Source organism: Nanhaiella sioensis (assembly GCF_046557775.1).
Taxonomy (GTDB): domain Bacteria; phylum Bacillota; class Bacilli; order Bacillales; family SM2101; genus Nanhaiella; species Nanhaiella sioensis.
This window is the reverse complement of record NZ_JBKAEG010000001.1, coordinates 1,689,574-1,709,614: the sequence shown is the minus strand read 5'-3', so window position 1 is coordinate 1,709,614 and position 20,041 is coordinate 1,689,574. Positions and strand designations below refer to the sequence as shown.

General features: G+C 31.6%; 14 protein-coding genes. 13 read left to right on the top strand and 1 reads right to left on the bottom strand.

The window, feature by feature from the left end; translation table 11 throughout:
• From V1503_RS07845 to V1503_RS07815, 7 genes are all read left to right on the top strand, one after another.
• Positions 1-2,820 (top strand): helicase-related protein, encoded by a 2,820-nt coding sequence (locus V1503_RS07845; protein WP_410626099.1) that lies wholly within the window; start codon positions 1-3, stop codon positions 2,818-2,820.
• 388 nt (positions 2,821-3,208) lie between these two features.
• Positions 3,209-3,442: a helix-turn-helix domain-containing protein gene (locus tag V1503_RS07840; protein WP_410626097.1), complete on the top strand. Its 234-nt coding sequence runs from the start codon at positions 3,209-3,211 to the stop codon at positions 3,440-3,442.
• Between the two features lie 39 nt (positions 3,443-3,481).
• The gene (locus tag V1503_RS07835; protein ID WP_410626095.1) at positions 3,482-5,584 is read left to right on the top strand and encodes a type I restriction-modification system subunit M; all 2,103 of its coding nucleotides are present in this window, start codon (positions 3,482-3,484) and stop codon (positions 5,582-5,584) included.
• A 17-nt stretch (positions 5,585-5,601) separates the two neighbouring features.
• Positions 5,602-6,864, top strand: coding sequence for a restriction endonuclease subunit S (locus V1503_RS07830; RefSeq protein ID WP_410626093.1), 1,263 nt, complete (start codon positions 5,602-5,604; stop codon positions 6,862-6,864).
• Positions 6,855-9,833: a type I restriction endonuclease subunit R gene (locus V1503_RS07825; protein WP_410626091.1), complete on the top strand. Its 2,979-nt coding sequence runs from the start codon at positions 6,855-6,857 to the stop codon at positions 9,831-9,833. Before V1503_RS07830 ends, V1503_RS07825 begins: the two co-directional genes overlap by 10 nt.
• Before the next feature lie 114 nt (positions 9,834-9,947).
• Positions 9,948-10,130 (top strand): hypothetical protein, encoded by a 183-nt coding sequence (locus V1503_RS07820; protein ID WP_410626089.1) that lies wholly within the window; start codon positions 9,948-9,950, stop codon positions 10,128-10,130.
• Positions 10,131-10,217: 87 nt separating this feature from the next.
• Complete coding sequence (locus tag V1503_RS07815; protein WP_410626087.1) at positions 10,218-10,481, top strand: M78 family metallopeptidase domain-containing protein; 264 nt, start codon at positions 10,218-10,220, stop codon at positions 10,479-10,481.
• A 1,449-nt stretch (positions 10,482-11,930) separates the two neighbouring features.
• On the opposite strand, the gene V1503_RS07810 is transcribed toward V1503_RS07815, so the two are convergent.
• Positions 11,931-12,179: a hypothetical protein gene (locus tag V1503_RS07810; protein WP_410626085.1), complete on the bottom strand. Its 249-nt coding sequence runs from the start codon at positions 12,177-12,179 to the stop codon at positions 11,931-11,933.
• A gap of 788 nt (positions 12,180-12,967) precedes the next feature.
• On the opposite strand from V1503_RS07810, the gene V1503_RS07805 reads away from it, so the two are divergent.
• The 6 genes from V1503_RS07805 (at position 12,968) to V1503_RS07780 (ending at position 19,676) form a co-directional block, all read left to right on the top strand.
• Positions 12,968-13,684: a hypothetical protein gene (locus V1503_RS07805; protein WP_410626083.1), complete on the top strand. Its 717-nt coding sequence runs from the start codon at positions 12,968-12,970 to the stop codon at positions 13,682-13,684.
• A 12-nt stretch (positions 13,685-13,696) separates the two neighbouring features.
• Positions 13,697-14,197 carry a hypothetical protein gene (locus V1503_RS07800; RefSeq protein ID WP_410626081.1) on the top strand — a complete coding sequence of 167 codons (501 nt, stop codon included), beginning with the start codon at positions 13,697-13,699 and terminating at the stop codon, positions 14,195-14,197.
• A complete protein-coding gene (locus V1503_RS07795; RefSeq protein ID WP_410626079.1) occupies positions 14,190-16,100 on the top strand; it encodes a DUF2326 domain-containing protein in 1,911 nt (636 codons plus the stop codon). Before V1503_RS07800 ends, V1503_RS07795 begins: the two co-directional genes overlap by 8 nt.
• Positions 16,084-16,908 (top strand): hypothetical protein, encoded by an 825-nt coding sequence (locus tag V1503_RS07790; RefSeq protein ID WP_410626077.1) that lies wholly within the window; start codon positions 16,084-16,086, stop codon positions 16,906-16,908. The genes V1503_RS07795 and V1503_RS07790 overlap by 17 nt, the downstream gene beginning before the upstream one ends.
• A gap of 978 nt (positions 16,909-17,886) precedes the next feature.
• Positions 17,887-18,579 (top strand): hypothetical protein, encoded by a 693-nt coding sequence (locus V1503_RS07785; RefSeq protein ID WP_410626075.1) that lies wholly within the window; start codon positions 17,887-17,889, stop codon positions 18,577-18,579.
• A 290-nt stretch (positions 18,580-18,869) separates the two neighbouring features.
• Positions 18,870-19,676 carry a DUF6602 domain-containing protein gene (locus V1503_RS07780; protein ID WP_410626073.1) on the top strand — a complete coding sequence of 269 codons (807 nt, stop codon included), beginning with the start codon at positions 18,870-18,872 and terminating at the stop codon, positions 19,674-19,676.
• The last annotated feature ends 365 nt before the right edge of the window (positions 19,677-20,041 follow it).

Below are 20,041 nucleotides of genomic sequence, written 5' to 3'. Positions count from 1 at the left end.
ATGTTGGATACAAAAGTAAAAGACGTTACCCAGTTGTTGGATTTATCTGTAAGTATTGATCGCAACACAGCAGCCTTGCAGATGAAAACTTGTATCCAAATGATTGATATGCTTAAAAAAGTGCCGGGTATCATCCTTGGTGATGATGTGGGTATGGGGAAAACCTATATCGCTTTTAGCACTGCGGTATGGTTTCTAGTAAATAATCCAAATAAACCAATAGTTATTATTACACCAAGTTGGTTGTTAAACGCAAAGTGGCATAATGATATTCGCAATATTATTGAGAGAAACCTATATTTTGATCATGTAGAGCTTTCAGAATCTGACGTCGTTATGATCCAAGAGAGAAATGGGACGTATATGAATCAGATTGCAGTAGCAGCTAATAAGGCGAAGGTTATATTAATTCCGATGAATGTATTTGCTTCTGGGGGATGGAAGCGTGAGAAAAGCTTCTTTTTGTCATGCTGGTTTAAGCATAAACGGTTTGGGGATAGAAAAAGGGAAACAATTTTGAAGGCATTGAATGGAGAAAAGAACCTATTGGAACCAGAAGAATTCACAAATATGGGAATCACCTATCAGGAAATATCAGCTAGCTTCTATGAAATACTAGATCAAATCTATCAGGAGGAGGGTCTTTCCCATGCTGGGGTTCGAAGTCTAAAGAAAGCAATCAAGGAGTTCCGTTATAAAGCGATCAATAAAGTCATGCCTAGATCTTCCCTTCTTATTTTAGATGAAGCCCATAAAATGAAAAACCCAGAAACGGTCAAAAGAAAAGCCTTAGAAAAAGCAGTTTTCCATAAATTTGAAAAGGGGATATTTCTAACTGCAACTCCTTTCCAATTAAGTGAAGGAGAGTTAAGATCTGTATTAAATATGTTTAAATCAGCAGTGTTGTATAAAAATAAAATGAAAGACTTTGAAATGTTAATTTCTAATATGTATTTTGAGATGAATAAATACCAGGAATTGATGCACACATTTGAGTACTATATTCAAACCATGAGTTCAGATGAAGGAATTCAGCTTGAGAATGTAATTCAATCAGGGATGATAGAGAATGTAGGTTACGACGTTATCGAAACATATGATTTGTACAAAAGGCTTACAGAACAAAAAAATATACTTGAATCAAATATGAAAAAGTTGATTATACGAAATGTAAAAAAGAAGAATGAATATAGACAAGAAATCATCGGGTCATTACAAAACGAAGATAAGGTAGGGATACCGTTAACTAATGAATCGTATATCCCATTTGCAATTATGGAGAAGGCGATTTACCAAATTCTTTCTCAAGGGGATAAGACGTTTATTGCTAATGTGAAGAAGACTTTTACATCTTCCTATGAAGCAGTGAAAAATGCTAGTATTTATAAAAAAGATCTTGAAGCAATAGAAATGCTGAGCGAAATTAAATTGGATAAGATTAAACATCCCAAGTTAAATGCTGTCACAAATGAAGTTGTAACAACATTACAAAGTGGTGAAAAGACCCTATTATTCTGCGGTAGAATTGAGACAATAAAACAGTTGAAAACAAACATCGAAAAAAGGCTGAATTTTTCATATAACAAAAATATTAAAAAAGTATTTCCAGAAAGCGGGATAAAAGGTTTCGAGAATTACTGCAAACGTTTTTACAATAAGCAAGATGTTTCTTGGCTTCTATTGCAGGAAAGCTATATCCATTCCGTCTTGGTCCCAATCTTAAAGCGATGTGGTAAAAATATGAGAAGTATCCCAAAAGCTAATCAAATCTCAGGTGAAGTAATCAAAACATATCGAAAGTACAATTCAACAGTTAAAGCAAATTATATGTATATCAAACGCATAGTCGAACAGATTGTTTTTCGAGAGGCATTACAAAAAGCAAATGGTTGGGAAAGTATGTTACATCATAATCCCGAACTCTTGGATACTGTCACTCATATTCTACATCCAAACTATATTGAATTAGGGTTGAATCCCCAAAAAGATGTTGATGAGGAAACCCTATCTGAAGACGTAGGTACTGAACATAGGAATATTTCAACAAAACTGATCCAAACTGTCATAAACTATAAAGGCATTTGGCATCTTTATCAAGAAAATTTAAATAAATTACCCCCTGTTGATCGTGATGGAATATTAACATCGATGATTCACTTTTTAAGAAGGGATAAACGGTTTTTCATCAAGCTAAGATCATTAAAGGAAAAGTATCCAGACAAGGATGATAGTTTTCTCGTAGAAAAGACTTTTCGGAAAGGAAATATTCTGGATTGGGAAAATGCTTTTCAAAGGTTTCTGACGAAATATTGTAATGAAACTGCTGCAAATAGGGAAGAAATGCAGTTGGGATTATCTAGCTCAGATGTTGTCGCGATAATAACCGGTGGTACTAAAAATGATACTAGAATGAAAATAAGGGCTGGATTCAATACACCTTTTTACCCACAAATTCTGATTGCAACAGCGATAATGCAAGAAGGAATTGATTTGCAGGTAGAGTGTAGAAGAGTTATCCACTATGATTTAGAGTGGAACCCAGCTTCGATGGAACAGAAGGTAGGAAGAATCGATAGAATTGGAAGTCTTACATCAACACTTAGAGAAAAACAACAGGATATTACCTTAGACGTGTTTTATCCATATATTAAAAATACGATTGATGAAAGTATTTATAAGACAGTTAAGGACCGCGAAAAATGGTTTAATCTCATACTAGGAGGGACACCCCAATGGGATACATTCGAAATTGATCCAGAAGTAAACAATATCAAACCCTGGGTATTTAAAAAGTTGCAGATTAATTTAAGTGTAGACTAGGTGAGCTATATTCAACTAATAAAAAATATTGAACTTCTTAGAGGTGTTGGAGAGCGGTTATAATTAAGACCTTCTATTTAATAAGGGAGGAACTATTTTGTGGGTAAGGATTGCAGGAATAAAAGATTCTACTATTCATACACTTGGAAGAAATAAGCCCTTTCAAAGATGTGTGCTTTATGTTCCCTAGGACTAAACGGTTGTGGGGGGGTATTATGGGGGTCTAATTATTACGCGGAAAAAACTACTACGTGTTTAAATTTGTTTGTAACGTAAAGTCGAAAAAAATTCGATAAATCGAAATGATAATTGACATATCGAAAGAAAACTATTAAGTTTAATATTGGTTAATAGTGTACTTTTGTTTCGAATGATTGCGAGGTGCGATATGAATATCAATTATAAAGGGTTATGGAAAATACTTATTGATAGAGATATGAGTAAATCTGACCTTCGTAGTACAACGGGAATTGCTGCAAGTACTTTTACAAGGATGTACAAGAATGAATATGTATCTTTAGAAGTCTTAGTGCGTATCTGCTCAGCACTCAATTGTCAAATTAGTGATATTGTTGAAGTTGAGTTTAATCCCGCGAATGATGAGAAAAAGAAAGATAGATAATTAACATAATTGCTGATCGTTATCAATTAGGAGGATATTATGACAAAAGCTAATTTTACTAAAGTAATGTTTGATGAAACTTCAATTAATGTAAGTAAAGAAGTTGCCTTGATCTTTTCTATCGCAAACACGCTTAGGGGTACATATAAATCCGATAAGTATAAGGATGTCATCATTCCTATGATTGTAATACGCCGCATAGAGTGTGCGTTAGATTCTACAAAAGAAAAAGTTGTTGAATTGTTCGAAAAAAACCCAAATACTCCAAGTAGAATATTGGAACGCACATCAGGATACAAGTTTTACAATACAAGCAGGTATACTTTAAAAGAGTTATTAAATGATTCTCAAAATATTGCAACTAACTTTACTAGTTATATAGAAGGCTTTTCTTCGAATATCCAAGAGATTATACGTAGTTTGGACTTTGAAAAAGAAATATTAAAAATGGATAAAAATAACCGTCTATTAGGCGTAGTAAAGAAGTTTTCTGAACTAGACTTAGACCCAGAAACAATTGATGGAATAAAAATGGGTTATATGTTTGAAGAAATTATTCAAAGGTTTTCTGAAAATGCGGAAGCAGGTGACCACTACACCCCTCGTGAGGTTATTCGCCTGTTGGTTAATATTATCTTGGCTGAAGGTTGTGATGACCTTTTTACTGAAGGCAAAATCACTACCGTTTTGGATATGGCATGCGGTACAGGTGGTATGCTTTCTACAACTTATGATTTTGTAAAGCGTATGAATCCTGATGCAGATGTAAGATTATTTGGCCAAGAAATTAATCCTGAGTCTTATGCTATTTGCTTAGCTGATATGTTGATCAAGGGACAAAATGCCGAGAATATTCATTTTCAAGATACTATGAAGAAAGACTGCTTCGATAATCAGTCAATGCGTATTGTAATTGCTAATCCTCCTTTCGGAAACCCTTGGGGTGGCAAAGACGCAGCTGATGGTGTGGAAAAAGCGGTTAAAGAGGAACATAAGGAAAAAGAGAGTCGTTTTTCAGCAGGACTCCCGTCAACTGGAGATATGCAATTGTTGTTTATGCAACATGCAATTTATAAGATGGATGAAGATTTTGGGCGTGCTGCAATTATCACTAACGGTTCACCACTTTTTAGTGGCAACACAACCAGTGGAGAGAGTCAAATTCGTAGATATATGCTAGAAAACGATTTGGTCGAAGCAATCATTGCACTGCCTACCGATCTGTTCTATAACACAAATATAGGAATATATGCGTTTATCCTCTCTAAGAATAAACGACCTGAACGCAAAGGTAAGGTACAACTTATTAATGCAGTTGATTTGTGGAAACCACTAAAGAAATCGTTGGGGAAAAAACGTAAAGAGATATCCCGTGAAGATATGAAAAGAATTACTGAGATTTACGCATCTTTTGAACCTGGTCCAAATTGTAAAATATTCACTAACGAAGAATTTATGTACAAAGAATATGCTGTTTACCAACCATTGCAAAGAACAGGTAGCATTTCTCACGAAAATATAGAACGTCTGAAAAAAAGTGCTTTCTTTACTACCAACTCCCATATTTTTAATGAAGCAGATTTCAAAGAGCTTTCTGAAATAAATCCTCGCCCTGCTGTTGAAGAAAAGAAATTTAAAAAATATAAAAAAGGCTTTGTTTTTATAGAGACCGTTATTAAAATCTTGACAGAAAATGCATCAGATAAGGAATTCAAGAATTTTGCAGAATTTGAAAAATTGTTGAAAAAACTTCTTAAAGATGTTGAGTTGATGACACCCAGCCGTCTTAGAAATATAGCTATCGAGCTTTCTGTATTGGATAAAACGGCAGTTATACAAAAAGATAAAAAAGGTAATATTCTTTATGATTCAACAACTAAAGACACCGAGATAGTTAAATTAACACTTGATGTTGAAGAATATTTTAAAACTGAGGTCTATCCACATGTGCCAGATGCGCATTATATGTATGAGTATGATGAGAATAAAAAGGTTAGTTCCTCAAATAGAGAAAGACTAGGTGCAGAATTTCCATTTACACGCTTTTTTTATGAGTACAAGGAGCCTGAAAAAGCAGATGATCTTTTGCTGCATTTTATGGAACTTGAAAAATCTTTGACTGCAAAAGTAGCAAAGCTTTAAGAAGGTGAGGTTTTAGTATGACAAAGGAGACAAAACCTAGCGGTATTTGGTGGATTGGGGATATTCCGTTAAGCTGGAATGTTAAAAGAATCAAATATATTGCCAATTTAAAAGGTCGGATAGGTTGGCAAGGGCTTACATCTGATGAATATACAGATGAGGGAGCGTACCTTATTACTGGTGTAGATTTTAAAAATGGTCACATTGATTGGGATAAGTGCGTCCATGTACCAATTGAACGTTGGAAAGAGGCACGTGATATTCAAATTAAAAACGGTGATTTGCTTATTACTAAAGATGGTACAGTTGGTAAAGTTGCAATTGTGGATAATTTAAATAAAGAAGCTTCCTTAAATAGTGGTGTATTACGTATAGTTACTGATGAAAATTATGATAGAAAGTTTTTATTTTGGGTGTTGCAATCTAAAGTGTTTTGGACATGGTTTAATTATAGAAATTCTGGAAACAGTACAATTATTCACCTTTATCAAAATGACTTCGCTGAATTTAAATATCCTATTCCTCCGATGCTAGAACAAAAAGCTATTGCAAATTTTTTAGATACTCAATGTGCAAAACTTGACTCTATTATTTGTGATATGGAGAAACAAGTGGAAGTTCTTCAAACATATAAAAAATCTCTCATAATTGAAACGGTAACTAAGGGGATTGATAAATCGGTACCAATGAAAGATTGCGGTATTAAGTGGATTGGAGACATTCCAAAGCATTGGGAAGTGGCAAGGTTAAAAAATCTTTTTCTTCTACAGAGAGGGTATGACTTAGCACAGAGTGAATTTATTGCTAATAATACACCAGTTTATGGATCAAATGGGTTAATTGGTTATCATGACACAATTACTACCAAATCACCAAATGTTACGATAGGCAGAAGTGGAAGTATTGGGGAAGTAAATTACATTGAAGAAGATTTTTGGGCACACAATACTGCGATTTTTATAAAAGATCTTAAGGGGAATATTGCAAAATATTTATATTATGTATTGAAGAGTATTGATATTAAGAGCTTAGGAAGTGGTTCAGCAGTTCCAACATTAGATAGGAAAAATGTGCAAAATTTCCATTTCCCCTATACCATTAATACTTCAGAACAGCAAAGAATCGCTAATTACCTTGATCAAAAATGTGAAAAGATTGATACAATCCTTGCTGAAAAGAAACAGTCGATTGCAAATATGAGGCAATATAGAAGATCCTTAATTTATGAATATGTAACTGGTAAATCACGGGTAAAGGAGGTTGAAGAAATATGCCAATAACAGCAAACCAGTTACGAGAAAAAGAAGATTATCAAAAGCTAATTGTTGAGCGGCTTGAGGAGGACAACGGTTATCTGGTTCGACCAGCTGAAAAATATAGTTCAAGATTAGCGATGGACACTGAGATTTTACTACAGTTTTTGGAAAACACACAACCAAATGTAATGGAAAGGTTGCGAAAGTTTTACAAAAACAAAACTGAACAAACTATTATAAACTTTATTAATCAAGAAATTAATAAATCTAGTAGGAGTTTGATTGATGTATTAAAAAATGGTGTTGAATTTGATAATGGTGCAACACTTCAACTAATGTATCGTCAGCCAGCTACTTCGTTTAATCAGAAAGCAACAGCACTATATAATGCAAATATCTTGTCTGTTATGGAGGAGGTCTATCATAAAGAGGATGAGCGTATAGATTTGGTTATATTTCTAAATGGCCTTGCAATATTTGCTGTTGAGTTAAAGTGTAATACCTCGGGTCAAAATTATGAGGATGCAATTAAGCAATTTAAGGAACAGCGTGATCATAAGACTCGTCTGTTTAGGTTTAAGTCTGGTTGCTTAACTTGTTTCGCAATGGACTTAAAGGAAGTCTTTATGTGTACCGAACTAAAAGGAATGTCGTCATTATTCCGTCCATTTAACAAAGGATCTGAAGATTATGGCAGAGGAAATCCGCATAATAAAGATGGAATTAACGTTTCTTATATGTGGGAGGACATCTGGAAAACGGATAAAATCTTTTTTCTGATTGAGCGCTTTATTTTTGTGGAGCAAAAAGAAACTAAAAATCCAGACACAAGTAAAAAAAGTTACTCGGAAAATCTGATATTTCCACGTTATCATCAGCTTCGGTGCATAGAAAAACTGATGGACGATATGATTGAAAACCGAACAAGTAGTAATTATTTGATTGAACATTCAACAGGCTCTGGTAAAACAAATACAATAGCCTGGCTAGCTCATATACTTTCATCCCTTTATGACCGTTCTGAAAGAAATATCTTTGATACTATTCTTATCATTACAGATAGAATTATTGTGGACAGACAGTTGCAAGATGCTGTGTCAGGTATTGATCATAAGTTAGGGCAAATTAAGGTAATGGATGATAAGTGTACATCCGCAGACTTAGCAGATGCATTGGCAGGGAATACAAAGATAGTCGTAACAACAATTCATAAGTTTTACTATATTCTAGAACAAAATTTATTAGGGAATATGAAAAATAAGAGTTTCGCAGTTCTAATAGATGAAGCACACTCCTCTACAAGTGGTACTTTAATGAATGCTGTAACCACTGTGCTTTCAGGTGGAGAAACTGATGAGGAAATAACCGAAGAAGACAAAATTCGTGAGGAAATACAAAAGTGTGGAAAACAGGAAAATGTATCAATGATTGCATTTACGGCAACTCCAAAACCTGAGACTATTCAACTTTTTGGAACACTTAACGAACAAGGCCAAAAAAACGCATTCGATCTGTATCCAATGAAACAGGCCATTGAAGAAGGATATATTTTAAATGTGTTGGATAACTACGTGACCTGGAAAACATATTTTCATTTAAATAAAAAAACCGAGGAAGATCCAGAATTACATTCTATCCCTGCAAAGCGTAAGATAGCTAGATTTATCGACTTACATGATACTAATATTGCTCAGAAGATAGAAATAATTATTGAACATTTTAGGTCAAATGTTGCTCATTTATTGGATGGAAAAGCAAAAGCTATGGTTGTAACATCTTCTCGTAAATTGGCGGTCCGATATAAGCAGGAATTTGAAAAATACATTATTTCTAATGGTTATAATAATATTCGTGCTCTTGTCGCTTTTTCTGGAAAAGTGCCAATTGAGGGTAAAGACTATACAGAGCCGGTTATGAATGGTGTTAGCGAAGAAGAGTTAAGAGAGGAGTTTGATAAAAGTAGTTATCAAGTGCTTCTTGTAGCAGATAAATATCAAACAGGTTTTGATCAGCCCAAGCTGGTAGCTATGTATGTGGATAAGAAGTTGCATAAAACTTCTGCTGTTCAAACATTATCTCGCCTAAATCGCATCTATCCTCCATATGACAAAACAACTTTTATTCTTGATTTTAAGAATGAGTACGAGGATATTAAAAGAGCGTTTGAGCTTTATTATAAAGACACTATTTTGTTTGAAACAATTACTCCTTCAGATATTCGTCATGTAGAAAAGGTAATTGATGGACATGGTATTTTGGATTCGGATGATATAGATATATTTAATACATATCTATATCAGGAAAAGCGTACAAGTAAGGATAAATCAAAGATGTGGTCACTTTTGGATAAATCATTGAGGGAATTTGATAAAAAGGCAGAACTAAAGAAGGTTGAAGTTCGTGGAACAATTAAACAATTTTTGAAGGGTTATACCTTCTTGATTCAAGCTACTGCCTATGAAAATGTTACTTTGCATAAGAAATACAACTTTTTGTCTTATCTAATCAAGGAAATCAATGTTGGGGGAGGCGGTAATGATTTTGACGTCGCTGACAAAATTACCGTTAGTAGCTTTAGGCAAGTAAAAACTTTTGAAAATAAGACAGCCGATGTTAAATCTACTCCAGAAGTAAAACTCAAAAAACCTACACCTTCCAATCCAGAGGTTGTAAATAAGAAGTTATTGTCAGCAATAATAGATGAAATAAATTCTTTGTATGATAAAGATTATGAGCCGGATGTGGCATCAAAATCTGCAATGCAAATTCGAGATTTATTATTAAAAGATGGAAGATTAAGAGCGAGTGCTAAAAATAACCCAATAGATGATTTCAAATTCACTTATGAAGATAGCGTCGAGGATGCTCTGGTGGCAGGGTACGAGCAAAACATGGATTTCTATACATTGTTACTTGAAAATGCAGAACTTCGGGAGCGGATAACCATTGTGTATATGGAAGAAATTTATAGGTTATTAAGAGAGGATAAATAGATCCAATTGGATACCTTTATGTGATCAATAGCTTTATTTAACCCTTTATGTTTGTTCTGATTTAGGACATTTAATAAAAGAGGGGTAATGAAAGTGGGTTTAAGGAGAGGATTCATGAAACAAAAATATACATCTTCATTTGTACCAATTGTATATAAAGACGATTTTGATGCAGTTACAAGTGAATTTTTAAATAAGTATTGCCCAAAAGCCTTGAAAAAGCCGATGCCTGTCCGAATCTTAGACATTGCAGAAAAAAATACAATTAAAAGTTATTGGGACAGAGAGTTTTTCTGAAAATCTGGATATTATAGGTGGAATTACACTTTGTGATGGATTCATTGATATTATAATTCCGTCACAAAGGAGTATATAGGTTTATAAGTGAAAAAAGGTACGGTATTTATCAACAGATATGTAAACCATACAGGACGAGAGAATAATACACTTGCCCATGAGTGTGTTCATTGGTTTAAGCACCGTCCATATTTTATCCATCAAAGTAAAAAGGAAGATACTTTTACTACTATTGCTTTTCGTTGTCCAGTAAAGACAATACCGGATGATAAAAGTAATTGGTCAGCAATGCCGAGTGGATGGAGTGGCAAGCAACTGGAATTGTACCAAGGATACTCATGCCAAGAGTAATGGTGAAAATTAAAATTCAGAAAATAGGATAAGGAGTATAAAATCTATGGCTAGTGGGGTTGAAGAAGAAATTTACAATCGAGAAATAGAAATTGAAGAATTGTATCAGCTAGCTTCACAGTCACTTAAACCTTCTATAAAAGCTATTTGACAACCAAAAGAGACTCAACTTTTGTGTGATTAAAATTCTTATAAATATAATGGGTATTTTTGGAATGAGGGTTGAACTTCAAAGGTATAACAATTTCGACAAAATGGCGTTTTTCAGAAATAATACTGAAAAGCGCCTTTGTTTGTTTGCTTTTTTTACATTAGAATTATTATTCTATAGTAATTATATTGAATAGTTGCCGAACATCCAATTAATAGACAACAAAGGCTTCTTAAAGATTTTTCAACTCTTAGTACATTTGGAAGTCTTACAGTTGAATGAAATTGAAGTTTTAAGTGAACTAATTAATTTTGAAAAGTAAAAATCAACATCAGGATAGGAAGCCTGATGCTCTTTTTGTCTCTTAAATAATAACGGTGAACCATATTTTCTGACTTTTCAAGATAAAAAGTTATTCTAAACCTATTGATTTTTGGACTATAACCAAAAATTCAATTGTATCTCTAAAAGTGTACTATTGATCTTTTCTAATTTAAAGAAATTATCAATTCCCTTTGCTAGGTGGTTGGTTTACTTATGTTATTTGTTTTATCTTCGAGATCACAAGTGTTGTTTTCAAATAAATTAAAAGAGTGTAGAGAAAAACTACCTCATTCCCTACACTCTGACCACACGTTAGTGCAAGTGGTTTTAATTAAAGTTGAATCATTTAGAAATATTTATTAATACAACCTCTCGTTTTAGGTTTATTTCATTTCCAAATATAAGCCAAGTAAAGAATATGCTCCTTTGGCCTTACTGTTTTGTTACAGATGTTTTAACAAATTTCCCATATATATCTTCATCTGAATCCTGTAAACCGTTATAGTCACTTATGTATCTTTGTAGTACCTTTTGAATGAGAACTATACGTTCTTCTTCTTATGATGGATCAATGAGTTCATAAATAGATTTAGCTTGATGAATGTCTCGTATGAGTTGTTCATACTCAGCTGTTTCTTCTTCAGTTAAATAGACATAAGGTAGATGAACCTTTTTTTAGTGCAACTTGGTTATCATATTGATCAGATGTTATGTCTGTTATCTCAACTATTGCCTTCTTAGAAAGACCATGTTGAATAAGCCTACATACTGTCCTTTGAAGAGGGAGGATATTTTTATTTCTTTCATTAATTGTACAATTCATTTTATTCCAATTGAGAAAAAACCTTGATATTGTTGGGAAATATCAATAAGTAACAGACATTAAAAGTTAACATTTATTTAGAATTTAATATATTAAATTTTGAGGAGGTAAGATCTTTTTTTTCTTATTTAAACAAGTAGAACTAAGCTATTCATACCCAATCGGTTTTTACATGACAAATGGCTACAGGTGAAGACTCCCATTTAAAATAAATCTTTTCTTTTTCTTTCCACATTTGAGTAATCTTCATAGCATAAGTGGCACTGACTGTTTCTGCAATTACAATGGAACCGACATATAAAAGTTGTTCAGAATTTAATGTGCGTATTTTGTTTTTTAAATCATAAAAGTGATAAATATATTGAAAATAATATGTTTTATTAGGATGACGAATTAGCATAATATAAAACTCCCTACAAATTAATCTAATCATATTTTATAATGTTGAATTTGTATTATATTTATTATTATTGTTTCTATAATTATCATAAACCATTAGTTTAAAATCTAAACAATTAATTTTTCTATTAACCGATACTATTAGACCATAAAAGCTTTCTTTTGGTTTCTTGATGGGTATTATCTAAGACAGGAAAGGTTATTTAGAAAATTGTGTATGATGAGATTCGTCGTATAAAGAAACCTCAAAAAATTGATTCTTCCATGAATACATCTTATTTTTAAAAGGATGTAGATGAATGGATATATATATATGCTTTTCTTCGACCTAAATAATGTTTTATATCCCAATCTTTATTGTTATTATTCTGTCAATGATATTAGGTGTTCAGTTTTCGTAAGTATTTTAGCAGTGCATGGGGATTTAGCTGCTCCTTTTTGAGAGAGGGATATCAAAATACGTGTACGGGTTTTGTATTTTACCATCATTTTGGAATTGCGAACCTTGAGTCTCAGTATTTTGAAGTTACCTGAGAAACTACCAATGATATTGCTACCAAGATAGTCAGTATTGTATTTCTAAAGAATTTCATTTTGTGCTGACCTTTAGAAAATAAATACAGCTGTTTCCCACCCTCTCATCTCTTACGAACAGTCTACAATATTTTATATAGATTTATATTGGCATTAATTTTATATTCATAAGATTTTTACTTATTAATGAAATTGTAATATTTTAGTATTATAATAGAATTATTATTTAAATTTTGTTCTATGTGAGGTTAGCTTATGAATCGTCTTACTCCGGAAGCTGAAGATGCGTTAATAAAAAAGATTATTGGCTGTGAATTGAATGAATCTCAATTTAATGCTCTAGCAAGGGTATTAGGGGAATACCCACAAAACATTTACCCTTCTTTATCAAATAATGAACTGAAAGCGAATATAATAGTAACTCGTGCAAATCAAAAGGAAAAATGTAACTTAATAGAAAAAGAAATAGACATTATGATTTCCTTTAAACAAGATAAAGTAACTACAAGAAGTTTAAATAATCAATTAGCCATCGCTTTTGGAAAGTTATATGAAGATTTGTTAAACTCTCTTGAGGCCCTTGATGATGATGTTGAAGTGGAGAATGAAGGTAGTAGTGATGATGAACATACAGAATTTAGAGTGAAACTCAAAAATAAAGCAAGATTTTCAGAAAGCACAAGTGAATTAGCTGTCTTTCACAAAAATGATAATTCAGTTATGCAAAGAAAAGCGAAGAAATTAGGTTATAAATCATATAATAAAATTGAGTTAAAGGTAAGACAGTTATATCAAAGTGTTCTTGCGGAATTTCCAGTTGAAGAATACTCTGCTGAGAAAAGATTAAGTGATTTACTCAATAAGCTTTATTCATTTCTAACTGAAGAATATAAAGAAAGCCTAGATACAAGTGATCACTTATATGGAATAATTTTTGGTACTGCTTCTAGGTGCCTAATATTTAATGAATAGTGGTGTCTCTATATGACTAGAAATTTTGATTACGAGGAAATGTTATACCAAATAGAGGAAAGTTCAAAACTAAATGGATTTATTATGCTTAACTTAATGCTTAATTTTAGAAAATGTTCAATCCAACAGCTTGCAGTTGGCTTATATTTATTTAGATTTAGTAATGTCCTCCAGATAATTATCTCTGAAATCGAAAATAGCAAAGAAGTTTTTTCAGAATTTCCCCAATGGGATTACTTTAATCTCGATACAGTACTTACCCCCTTCTTAATTGAAAAATATAACGATAGATTTCAAAAAGGTTTCATTGAATTACTATCTAGAAATTTAATAAAGGTTGATGGCGAAGAATTATTGATTAATGATGAAGTTGTATTAGGTTTTAAAGAAGAAATAAGAAAAAATAAATATGTTTATAAAAAATGCGAATATATTTCAAAGGTAATTAATACATACCCTACTGATATTTTAAATGAAAAGATTTCTAAGATAGTTGGTGACTTAAATGATTAAATTATATGTAAATTATGTATGTACCCAACCCATTAAAGGTAAAGTTAACGTAATTTTGCGAAAAGGGTTAAACGTTATTCGCGCAGAAAAACTTGAATCTAGTGAGGATAATGGGCCAAGAAATAGTTTAGGGAAATCAACTTTTGTTAGGTTATTAGATTATGGGTTAGCGAGAACGGATTTCTTACAGAAGGATGATAAAATTGCGGTAAGAGAATTACTTGAGCATTACTTGATTATGGAAGTAATGATTAATGATCAGAATTATACATTAAAAAGAAAATTAGTTGATAAAAGTGAAGCTTTTATTTTTGAAGGATGGGTAGCAAAGGAGCTTTTAAAAGAAAAGCCTGTTGGAAAGTTAATTGGACCTGATTTTAATGATTATAAAGCCTTCCTAGAAGAGCATTTACTGCTACAATATAACTTTAGTGGAGAGGAAAAATTGCTAAGTCTTAGGCAATTTTTACCTTTGTTATTAAGGGACCAAGTTAGTGGATTTAGTGATATTTACAAACCTTTTGGAATGAGTGAAGGGCAACAACTTGCTCGACTCAGGGCGGAGTTTTTCTCAGGTTTAAGTACTGCAAGGAAAATGAACCTTGAAAAAGATCTTATAGATGTTGAAGAGAATAGAAAGGATGCATTACAAGACTTTAATATTATTTCAAAATATATCAATAAGAAGTTTCAAGATGAATTAGATGACTTAGAGGGTAGCATAAGTAACTTGGATGTTGAAATAGTAAAAGCACAAAAAAATGTAAAAATTCGTAGAGAAACTTTAATGAGGGAAAGTGAAGATAAGAGGATCATTAAAAAAAATATGGCTGAAGTTGAAGAGGAGATTGAAAATTTAAATAAAAGAATAAACTCTAATCATTCTAGAATACATAATTACCAAGCAACAATAAATGAAATAATTAAAGAGTTGGAAACTTTTAATTTATATTCATATGCTTCATCACTTTTTGATAATTTTGAACAAGAAACATGCCCAGTTTGTTTAAATCCTATAAATAAAAAACATAAAGGTTCAAATGATTGCAAGAAAAAGGAAAATGAAATTATCAAAGACAAAGAAAGCACAGTTTTAATTATAAAAAAGATATTGAATAATGAATTATCTGACTTGAAGAATGCAATATTTGTTCTGCGTTCGCAAAATAATAGGTTTGAAGAAAAAATTCAATTTCTTATTAAGGAAATTAAATTATTTAAAGAAGAGTTAAGAAGTAGAAATAGCAAAATTGTCGAACAACTAAATAAAGAAGAAGAAAAATTAATGGAATTTAATGGTGAAAAGACAGAACTATTGGGTTTACAAAAGGCTCTGAGTGATGTGGAAGGGTATAAAAAGAAATGGATATATTACAAGGAGAAGAAAAAGGAAATAAGTAATGAACTAGATTTAGCGAATATAGAAGTAGAAAAGAACCGTGAAAAATTAATATCTACGTATGATAAAGTGGTTAGATATTTATATAATGGTTCTAGAAAGGGGATATTAAAATTTAGTCCTAAAGCTGGGAACATCGAAGTTGCTCTTGCTTATATGAATGAAGAAGAAAGTATAGATAAAGGTGCTGCAGCTCAAATAGTAAAAGTAATAGCTTTTGACTTAACACTACTAGAATTATCACTTTCTAATCAAACGTATCACCCAAAATTTCTTGTACATGACTCACCTAACGTAAATGATATTGATATAGATGTGTACCACCGAATTTTTAGTTATATTATTGATTTAGAGAAGCAACAGATAGAGACACATGGTAAAGTTGATTTTCAATATATAATAACAACAATTACAATGCCGGAAGATGAAATAACAAAAGACCATGTAAGATTAGAACTTGATAGCAAGGGAGAAGGAGGAAAACTATTTGGTTTCACTTTTTAATTTAGATTTTGAAGATCAGGATAAAATGATAAAATTTTTAACATCGAGCTATTCGGATATGGAGTTATTTAGTCTTTTAAGACAACTAAACATAGAAAAAAATGAGGTATATTCGAAGTATTTTACTACGGTAGAGTTTTGCGAAAAAATTGTAGAAACTATTTCGAAAAGGGAACTTTCTGAAAAGTTATTATTATTACTTCAATCAAAGGAGTTTTATAGGGAACGACTGATTAATGACTTTAAACATCTGGATTTAGTCGAACCATTAACAGAGGAAAAATTTAGCCAATATAGTAATAGAGTCTATGATGTTAACGGTACTAATACAAGTGTAAATGACTGGGTTCATGAATGTAAAAATAAACTGGTGTTAATTTTAGGGAAGGACTCTCCTGAAGAAAATATGGAGGAATTGGAGAATATTTCGGGAGTGGTTGAGAGGATGGGTTATCAACCTATCTTAATAAAGAAACAGCCAGAAATAGAAGTGTTAACTAATGAGGAAAAGATGCTTGCTTATGCTTCATTATCTAGGTTTATAATAATTGAAAAATCTGTTCCAGCTGGTCAGATTGATGAAGCAAAGATCTGCGCGGTTAACCGATTTGCGGCAATCTGGATTCAAAAAGAAAATACAGGTGATACATGGATGCAAGGAGATTATGAAGTCGACTCAAAGAATATAAAGGTGTTTAAGTACACTGAATCAACTCTAGAAGAATGTTTGAGTGAATCTGTTCGGTGGGTTGAAAGCTATTTGGAAGATAAGACTATGAGGCTAAATAAATTATATCCTTGGAGATAATAAACTTGGTTTAGTTTTATTATGAATTAAAAGACTCTTTTTAAGAGTCTTTTTTTAATAGTAAGATTGTAGTTCTTCCACCTCTTTAGCAATTTCATGGGGTGAATTTTAAGTGTTTTAGAGATAATGAAAACAGTCGTTAATGTTGGTATTCTTGGATTTATTTGAATTATCAACAAGTGATGAGGAACTATAAATAGATTTACAGAGGTATTATGCTCATACACTAGGTCAAAAAAATAAGAGTTAATGACCAATTATTGACAGCTAAACAAGTCGGTCTAAACGAAAGGAATGTAATAAGTGTTTCTTCAGATATTTTTATATACGATAGTGAAGAGGTAATAAGAGGAATTGATGTAATTGTATTTGCATATCTCTGTTATGAAAGTTATAAGGAAAAGGAAAATATTATTAAAATTAAAGTTTCTGAGATTTCTAGGTGTAAATGGCATTTATTCTATGTATGTTTTGGCAGTTTGTTTAATATTAAAGTGGAATTTATATAATTGAGCTTTCAAATGTATAAATTCAGTTATCTCCGATTCAAGTCTTCCGCATAAAGGGCCAGATTGTTGAGTAAGAGGTATATCGTAGTAGAATTTATACTGCGCAGCAACATTTCCCATAATTCTGTAAAATAAGAACAATAATTATCTATTTTTTGGTATCATTTTTTTAGATCCCTTAAATTGCGAAGAGTTTCACGTAAAGTAACAAGTTAGTGGAAGAATCAGGAAAAGAATTAAGCTTTTCTCCCATATGTATATGTATTCTTTGTCTTTTGCCTCTTGAATAATAAAGGGTTGACAGGTTTTAAAGCTGGAGGATTAGAAAATATGTTGTATTATTAAGAATTTCATTATTAGCGCACTGAAAGACTCTTTTTTGAATTGTAAAAAAAGATGTATTGGAATTGAAGGTTTGGAGGATATTGTAATAACTTGTCGAACTACTTAAATTGAAGGGGGAGAAAATTTGAAAGAAGAAATTATCAATTTTTATAAAATAGAACTTGGTGTTTGGAATATGGTTTACAAATATATGAATAGGTTAGCGTTAATTATTTACATTCTTGTTTTTCTTTTGTTAATTGTTTTATTGGTTAATCTCCTACTTAACCAAAATACATTTTGGTCTTTATTGGTAATTTTGTTGTTTCTTTTAGAAGGGGCTATATTAAATCAACATAATAAAAAGATATTTGAAAAAGCACATAAGATACCTAAAAAAAAGCAAGGTATAATGTGGGGAGGATTATATTTAAATAAAAGAAGGTATGAAAAGTTAGAGCTATTTGTTTTAAGAGAATTGGATTCAAAACAACAACTTGAGAAGTTAATAGATATATTAAATAAAGAATCTGATAGTAGAAAATTCTCAGGTCTTTTCATAAGGGGGTTAGGAGTAGGGTTATTCTTACCACTTTGGAATTTTTTCGTTAAATGGATATTTGATAATGGAATTGATAACTTAAATATGGCTATTGGTTTATTTGTAATCTTTGTGGTGTTAATTTTTGTAATAATCCTTTTTACTTCAATGACTAAATTAATAGTGTTGGATTTCTTTGATAGAGAATCAACTAGAATTAATGATTTAGCAACTATGTTAGAAGACATCTCATTAAAGGATCTAAATTTTAATAAGAAAATAAGTCAATTAGTTTAGAAGGGATAACAGTGAGAAACAAGTTTAATAAACTCTTAGAGTCGTGCAATTGCTGGATCTATGTCCATTTTCATCCACAAAAAGTATTTTGAATATTGATACATTGATGGTGGAATTAGGCATGAGAATTGACATGGATCCTTTGGTCTCAAATTTAGATTAACAATGAATTCTGATAATTTAAAGGTGTATTTTTTATAACTTGAAAATTGTATCAGCTTTAAGTGTTGATGAGAGTGAAATATAAATACTGAATGAAAAAGTACAGGTATAAAATGAGGTGAATAAATTTGCCAAATTATTTAGAGTATCAAAGATCTATTGCAGCTGAATTCAAGGCATATGAAAAGAGGGTGAGAAATCTAATTGACGCTACTCATTGGGGAGAAGAGGGCCGTTACAAAGAAATTATACTGATGAATTATTTAAAACGAGTTTTACCAAAAGATCTATCAGTGGGTACTGGATTTGTAAGGAATGGTGACAAAATCACTTCTCAAATTGACATAGTAATTTACGATAATTCATTTCCGGTTTTATTTTCTGAAGGAGATTTTGTTATAACTACTCCAGAAAATGTTATTGGAGTAATAGAAGTGAAATCACTTATTCGACCAAATGAGCTATGTAAAATAATAGAAAAATCAAATCAAAATGGTACTATTATTAATGATAACTCTGATAAGTATATATTTAATGGAGTTTTTTCATACAATAGCAGTAATCGACATAATAAATATATAGAAAATTTGAGAAATTACGACTTTTCTTCACTCCTAATTAAGAGTCACTTTAATCAGATCATACCTCCTGCACTGTCTTATTGCACAAATCATATTGCTTTAGGAGATCAATATTTTCTTAAATTATGGGAAACGGGACAATCTCTAGACACCATAGGACCTCCATATTATAGTATTTATGATTTACATGGGGGACTTGCATTTTCTTATTTTTTTTCTAATTTGCAAGACTTAGTTATTCGGAGGGCTAGAGGATATACAATAGAAAAGTCAACTAATGAAAATGAATCATTTTATTATCCAATACCAAATGGAAAAGAATCGCGTTTAATTGAAAGAATATTTTTAAATTAATTTAATATATTAACATTACTCCAAGTGGATTAAAGAAAGATTCAAGAAGGGCTTTGTGAGACATCATAAGGAATTATATAATCATTCATTACAAATAGAGATGTATATTTTTCTGGGATTAATTATTCAATTTTAACAGGTGTGATTACTCATTTTAGGGTAAAATTTAATAAAAATAATATCTTGTTTCTTTTGTTATTTTCTACAATCCAGTGTGATTATTAAATTACTAATAACAATCTTTCTATGTTAAATTTAAACAAGGTAAACACCACTACATCCTTCTATCTGCCATCACCACTCAAGCCACGTGGAGTGCGTAGCGTTAATAGAGTTAAAATAGCTTGGTATCATTAGATTTAGTG

Bases quoted from the DNA above. Each gene is read 5' to 3' on its own strand.
- V1503_RS07845 (WP_410626099.1), top strand. From the start codon at position 1: ATGTTGGATACAAAAGTAAAAGACGTTACCCAGTTGTTGGATTTATCT.
- V1503_RS07840 (WP_410626097.1), top strand. From the start codon at position 3,209: ATGAATATCAATTATAAAGGGTTATGGAAAATACTTATTGATAGAGAT.
- V1503_RS07835 (WP_410626095.1), top strand. From the start codon at position 3,482: ATGACAAAAGCTAATTTTACTAAAGTAATGTTTGATGAAACTTCAATT.
- V1503_RS07830 (WP_410626093.1), top strand. From the start codon at position 5,602: ATGACAAAGGAGACAAAACCTAGCGGTATTTGGTGGATTGGGGATATT.
- V1503_RS07825 (WP_410626091.1), top strand. From the start codon at position 6,855: ATGCCAATAACAGCAAACCAGTTACGAGAAAAAGAAGATTATCAAAAG.
- V1503_RS07820 (WP_410626089.1), top strand. From the start codon at position 9,948: ATGAAACAAAAATATACATCTTCATTTGTACCAATTGTATATAAAGAC.
- V1503_RS07810 (WP_410626085.1), bottom strand. From the start codon at position 12,179: ATGCTAATTCGTCATCCTAATAAAACATATTATTTTCAATATATTTAT.
- V1503_RS07805 (WP_410626083.1), top strand. From the start codon at position 12,968: ATGAATCGTCTTACTCCGGAAGCTGAAGATGCGTTAATAAAAAAGATT.
- V1503_RS07800 (WP_410626081.1), top strand. From the start codon at position 13,697: ATGACTAGAAATTTTGATTACGAGGAAATGTTATACCAAATAGAGGAA.
- V1503_RS07795 (WP_410626079.1), top strand. From the start codon at position 14,190: ATGATTAAATTATATGTAAATTATGTATGTACCCAACCCATTAAAGGT.